This is a genomic window from Promicromonospora sp. NPDC057488, from assembly GCF_042802395.1.
In the GTDB taxonomy this organism is placed as follows: domain Bacteria; phylum Actinomycetota; class Actinomycetes; order Actinomycetales; family Cellulomonadaceae; genus Promicromonospora.
Map to the genome: position 1 here is coordinate 1 of NZ_JBHVEG010000276.1, position 5,378 is coordinate 5,378.

The window sequence follows — 5,378 nt, forward strand, 5'->3', positions numbered from 1 at the left end:
GGCACAGGGCTGTGCCGACCTCGATGCCAACTGCCGAGTCTGCGGGGCAAACTGCCGAGTCTGCGGGGCAAACTGCCGACCTCACTCGCAGCCGACGCCGTCGCCGTCCCGGTCCAGGTGCGATGCATAGCCCGGATCACCCCTGTGCACGGGTGCGGCACCCGCGGCCCGGGCCGCGTCGCAGTTCTCGTAGTAGGTCGTGTCCGTGGTGTCGTCCGCGGTGCCGGTCGAGTCGCCGGACCCACCGCCGGACCCACCGTCCGCCGCGCCCCCGCCCGCGATGCCGGCGGCCTCCGCGGCCTCGACGGCCGCCTCGCGGTCCGCGACGTCGGACTCCCGCGAGTCGACCTTGTCCTCCTGCTTCGCGACGGCGGAGGCGCGCGCCTTGAGCTCCTTCCGGTCGGCCTTCAGCGCCGTCTGGGCCTCGGCGAGCGCGGCCTGTTCGCTCTCCAGCTCCGCGCGCTCCTCCGCGACTGCCGCGGCTGCCGCAGAGGCGGAGGCAGACGCCGATGCCTCAGCCCCGCCGATCGCGGACCCGCCCTGATCTCCGTCGCCGACGTTGATGCCGAAGACGAACGCCACGACCGCGGTCGCGAGCCAGCCGACCACCCGCCACGGGCGACGAGTGCGCGGCGAGGCGTCCTCCTCGTCGGAGACGGCGACGGCCACCGCGTCCGTGCCGATCAGGGCCGTGTCCGGGACGTCCACCCACAGCCGCCAGCCGGCGGGCACGGACCAGTCGGGGTTGGGCTGCCAGTCGGGATCCGGGTTCCAGTCCGTGGGCGGGACCGGCCAGCCGGGTGGGGGGTTGTAGATCCTGCGCATGACGGGGCACCTTCCGGTCGGCACGCGGCCGCGCCACGCGCGCTGTCCACCCCTGCCCCTCGACCGTAGGCACTGGGCCTCCCGGATTGCACAGAAAATAGGACAAGATCACCCAGTTATCCCCCAGCCCGGGGCCCTAGTCGCCGCCGCGGGCCGGCTGCGGCTGAGGCTGGCGGTGCCCTCAGGAACGGCCGCCACCCCTAGTCGCCGCCGCCACCGCCGCCGCCCGAGTCGCCACCGCCGCCGGAGTCGCCGCCCGACCAGCCGCTGGAGTCACCTCCGCCGAACCAGCCGCCGCCCCCGCCGTCCGAACCGCCACCGGTGTGCCCGCCTCCGCCACCACCGGCGCCGTCCGAGCCGGACCAGGTCGGGTCGCCGCCCCAGGAGCTGCCTCCGGTCCAGCCGTCGCCGCCGGCCCACACCGCGGTCGACGCCGCGGCACCGGCGGCAACGGGACCGGCGGAAACGGCACCCGACGACCCGGCGTTCGAGGACCCGGAGTCCGAGGACCCGGTGTTCGACGAACCACCGTTCTCCGTCGCGGACGGTGACGGGTCCGGGTCGCCGGGCCGGTCGTCGCCCCGCCCGCGGTCGTCGCCCCGGCCGTGGTCGCTGTCGAGGCCGGGGACCACAACAGCGGGAACCATGAGGCCACCACCGTCGTCGCTGATGCCGACCGTTGCCGTGTCGGAGGATCGTCGTGCGCGGGGCCGCAGCTCGACGGCAACCGCCCCGAGGCGGGCGGAGAACGCCCACAGCGTGCGGCCGTCGGGCAGGAGCAGCCGCGCCGGGCCCTCGGCGTCGTCCCCGGCGAAGAACTCGACCGTCACCCAGCCGGGACCCATGATCTGGACCGGCGCACCCGGCGCGAACAGCAGGTGCAGGTACTGCCGGTTGCCGCGGTGCTCGACCACGACCGTGCGCATGGGCCGGCCCGACACCTTCCGCTCCACGGCCACGGCCTCGCCGCGGAGCGTCAGCGACACCGCCCCACGCGCTGCCCTGGACCAGGCGCTTCGGTTGCGTGCCCAGCGCCGGGCGCCGCGGACGAAGGTCAGCAGCACGATCACGCCGGCGATCGCCGCCACGACGACGAACGGCGTCGACACGCCGGACCTGTCGCCGGACGAGAACGGGCCCACGAAGAGGACCACGAAGCCGAGGAGGAACAGCGGCGGGAAGAACAGCCGGAACGCGCCCTGCGCACCGGCCTTGCGTGCGGCCCGGAAGCCGGGATCGGAGGTCATGTGCTGAGGCTAATGTCCGATTCGCCCCTGCGCTTCGATTCTCGCTGCCCTTCGAGGCCTAAGTTCCTTCGCTTTGAGCCACGTCAAAGCGAAGAAACTTAGGCCTCGAAGGGGGCGGCTACACCAGCAACCGCGCTCAGCCCAGTGTCAGCGTGACCGGGGTGCCCGGGCCCCTGGTCGGAGGCTCCTTGGACACCTCGGCGTAGGCCGCGGCGAGCAGCGTCGGGTCGGGGCCCTCCAGGCGCACGGGCTTGGCGACGTCGTCCAGCACCACGAAGCGGAGCAGGTCGCCGCGGGCCTTCTTGTCGCGGCGCATCGCGGCCAGGAGCTGGTCCCAGCGGTCGCCGCGGTAGTGCACGGGCAGCCCCAGCGAGTCGAGGATCGACCGGTGCCGGTCGGCGACGTCGTCGGGCAGCTTGCCGGCCATCCGGGCGAGCTCGGCGGCGAAGATCATGCCCACGCTGACCGCGGCGCCGTGGCGCCACTGGTAGCGCTCGACGAGCTCGATCGCGTGCCCCAGCGTGTGCCCGTAGTTGAGGATCTCGCGCAGGCCGGCCTCCTTGAGGTCCTCGCCCACGACGTCGGCCTTGACCCGGACCGACCGCTCGACGAGCTCGGCCACGACGGCCCAGGTCTCGTCGGTGGCGTTCGCGCCGGCCCAGTTCCGCAGCTCGTCGACGTGTGCCTCGACCAGGTCGAGGATCACCGGGTCGGCGATGAAGCCGGTCTTGACCACCTCGGCCAGGCCCGCCACGAGGTCCCACTTGTCCAGCGAGCCGAGCGCCGCCAGGTCGCACAGCACACCGGCCGGCGGGTGGAACGCGCCCACGAGGTTCTTGCCCTCGGACGTGTTGATGCCCGTCTTGCCGCCCACGGCGGCGTCGACCATCGCCAGCAGCGTGGTCGGCACGTGCACCACGCGGATGCCGCGCAGCCACGTCGCCGCCACGAACCCGGCGAGGTCGGTGGTCGCTCCCCCGCCGACGCCGACGATCGCGTCCGACCGCGTGAAGTCGAGCTGCCCCAGCAGGCCCCAGAGGAACGCCGCGACCTGCGGCGTCTTGGCCGACTCGGCGTCCGGCACCTCCGCGACGAAGGCCTCGTAGCCGGAGGCCTTGAGGTCCTCGGCGATCGCGTCCGCCGTCGCCGACAGCGCGGCCGGATGGATCACCATGACCTTGGCGGCCTCGCCCACCAGGCCCGGCAGCTCGGCCAGCAGGTGCCGGCCGATGACGACGTCGTAGGGCGCCTCTCCCCGGACGGTGATCCGGGTGGGGGCGCTGTCCGTGCTCACGACTGGTTCTCCTCCGTGTTGTTCTCCGGCTGGTCGTGCTCTTCGGCCCGCTTCGGGTCCGAGAGCTCGGGGACGCGCAGCTCCAGGCCGAGCGCCTCGATGATCTCCGCCGCGACCTGCTCGCCGGGCCGGTCGCTGGAGACGATCGTCAGCGTCGCGAGCCGCTCGTAGGTGGGCCGTCGCTCGTTCATCAGCTTCTGCCACTGCGCGCGCGGATTGCCCAGCAGCAGCGGCCGGGCCTGGTTCATGCCGACGCGCTGGGCGGCGACCGCCAGCGGCACGTCGAGGAAGACGACGTGCCCGCCCGCGGCCGCGTACCGCGTGAGCGCCGCCTGGGTCGTCAGGCTCATGACGGCGCCGCCGCCGAGCGACACGACGCCGTCGTGCTCGGTCAGCGCGGCCAGCACCGCCGCCGACTCGAGCTCGCGGAAGTGCGGCTCGCCGTCGTCCACGAAGATCTCGCTGACGGGCTTGCCCGCGTGCGCCTCGATGTCGGCGTCCGTGTCGCGGATCGTGACGCCGAGGCCTGCGGCGAGCGTGCGGCCCACCTTCGACTTGCCGGAGCCGGGCGGCCCGATCATGACGGCGACCGGGCGGGTCGTGCCGGACGCGCCGGTCCTGCTGATCGCGCCCGTCACTGCAGCAGCTCCGGGATGGCGGCCACGTAGGAGTCCAGGTTGCGCCGCACCTCGGCCACGGAGTCGCCGCCGAACTTCTCGACGGCGGCCTCGGCCAGGGTGAGCGCGACCATCGCCTCGGCGACGACGGCGGCGGGCGGCACCGCGCACACGTCGGACCGCTGATGGTGGGCCGTGACCGGATCTCCGGTGGCGGTGTCGACGGTCGGCAGCGCTCGGGGCACGGTCGAGATGGGCTTCATCGCGGCGCGCACGCGCACGATCTCGCCGTTCGACATGCCGCCCTCGATGCCGCCGGCGCGGTTGGTGGTGCGCTCGATGCCGGGGCGCCCGTCGGGCGCGGTGCCGCGGACGATCTCGTCGTGGGCGGCGCTGCCGCGGCGGCGCGCGGTGCGGAAGCCGTCGCCGACCTCGACGCCCTTGATCGCCTGGATGCCCATGAGGGCCGCGGCCAGGCGCGCGTCGAGGCGGCGGTCGCCCTGCACGTAGGTGCCCAGGCCGGACGGCACGCCGTAGGCCAGCACCTCGACCACGCCGCCGAGGGTGTCGCCGTCCTTCTTGGCCAGGTCGATCTCCTCGACCATGAGCTTGGCGGACGCCGCGTCGAAGCAGCGCACCGGGTCGGCGTCGAGCGCGGCGACGTCGTCGGGCGTGGGCAGCGCGGCGTCGTCGGGCGCCTCGACCTCGCCGATCGCGACGACGTGCGACACCAGGCGGATGCCGAGGGCCTGCTCGAGGAACTTCGCGGCGGCGACGCCGAGCGCCACGCGGGCCGCGGTCTCGCGGGCCGACGCGCGCTCCAGCACGGGCCGCGCGTCCTCGAAGCCGTACTTGCGCATGCCGATCAGGTCGGCATGCCCGGGACGCGGGCGCGTCAGCGGTCGGTTGCGGGCCACCTCGCGCTCGTCACCGGTGCCGGCGTCGACCAGGAGCGCGTCTGCGGGCACCGGGTCGGCCGACATGACGTCGGTCCACTTGGGCCACTCGGTGTTCGCGATCTCGATCGCGAGCGGCCCGCCCTGCGTGAGGCCGTGGCGCAGCCCGCCGAGCACCCGCACCTGGTCCTGCTCGAACTTCATCCGGGCGCCGCGGCCATAGCCGAGGCGGCGGCGCGCGAGCGCACCCTGGATGTCGGACGTGGTCAGCTCCACCCCGGCGGGCAGACCCTCCATCACGCCCACGAGAGCAGGACCGTGCGACTCACCCGATGTCAACCAACGCAGCATGGTCGGATTGTTTCACGCGCGTGACGAGGTCGGCGCACCGGTCCGGTGGGCGACACACCGAAGGTCGCGGCACCCGGGCTTCGGCGTGTCGCGCGGGGTGAACATGTTGCTCCCGAGGAGGTAACGGAGAGTGCACAATGTGCACTCT

5 protein-coding genes are annotated in these 5,378 nt (G+C 73.7%); all 5 read right to left on the reverse strand.

The window, feature by feature from the left end:
- Positions 1-81: 81 nt before the first annotated feature.
- A complete protein-coding gene (locus tag ACFU5G_RS28920) occupies positions 82-825 on the reverse strand; it encodes an excalibur calcium-binding domain-containing protein (RefSeq protein WP_377252409.1) in 744 nt (247 codons plus the stop codon).
- A gap of 200 nt (positions 826-1,025) precedes the next feature.
- Positions 1,026-2,072, reverse strand: coding sequence for a hypothetical protein (locus ACFU5G_RS28925; RefSeq protein WP_377252411.1), 1,047 nt, complete (start codon positions 2,070-2,072; stop codon positions 1,026-1,028).
- Between the two features lie 136 nt (positions 2,073-2,208).
- Complete coding sequence (gene aroB, locus ACFU5G_RS28930; RefSeq protein WP_377252413.1) at positions 2,209-3,366, reverse strand: 3-dehydroquinate synthase; 1,158 nt, start codon at positions 3,364-3,366, stop codon at positions 2,209-2,211.
- Complete coding sequence (locus ACFU5G_RS28935) at positions 3,363-3,947, reverse strand: shikimate kinase (RefSeq protein ID WP_377252418.1); 585 nt, start codon at positions 3,945-3,947, stop codon at positions 3,363-3,365. Before ACFU5G_RS28935 ends, aroB begins: the two co-directional genes overlap by 4 nt.
- Before the next feature lie 53 nt (positions 3,948-4,000).
- Entirely contained in the window at positions 4,001-5,230 is a 1,230-nt protein-coding gene (gene aroC, locus ACFU5G_RS28940) for a chorismate synthase (protein ID WP_377252415.1), read from the reverse strand.
- Between the last annotated feature and the right edge of the window lie 148 nt (positions 5,231-5,378).

What these genes read in the sequence shown, in the direction of transcription:
- ACFU5G_RS28935 (WP_377252418.1), bottom strand. Translation starts at nt 3,947, where the DNA reads ATGATCGGGCCGCCCGGCTCCGGCAAGTCGAAGGTGGGCCGCACGCTC.
- aroC (WP_377252415.1), bottom strand. Translation starts at nt 5,230, where the DNA reads ATGCTGCGTTGGTTGACATCGGGTGAGTCGCACGGTCCTGCTCTCGTG.
- ACFU5G_RS28920 (WP_377252409.1), bottom strand. Translation starts at nt 825, where the DNA reads ATGCGCAGGATCTACAACCCCCCACCCGGCTGGCCGGTCCCGCCCACG.
- ACFU5G_RS28925 (WP_377252411.1), bottom strand. Translation starts at nt 2,072, where the DNA reads ATGACCTCCGATCCCGGCTTCCGGGCCGCACGCAAGGCCGGTGCGCAG.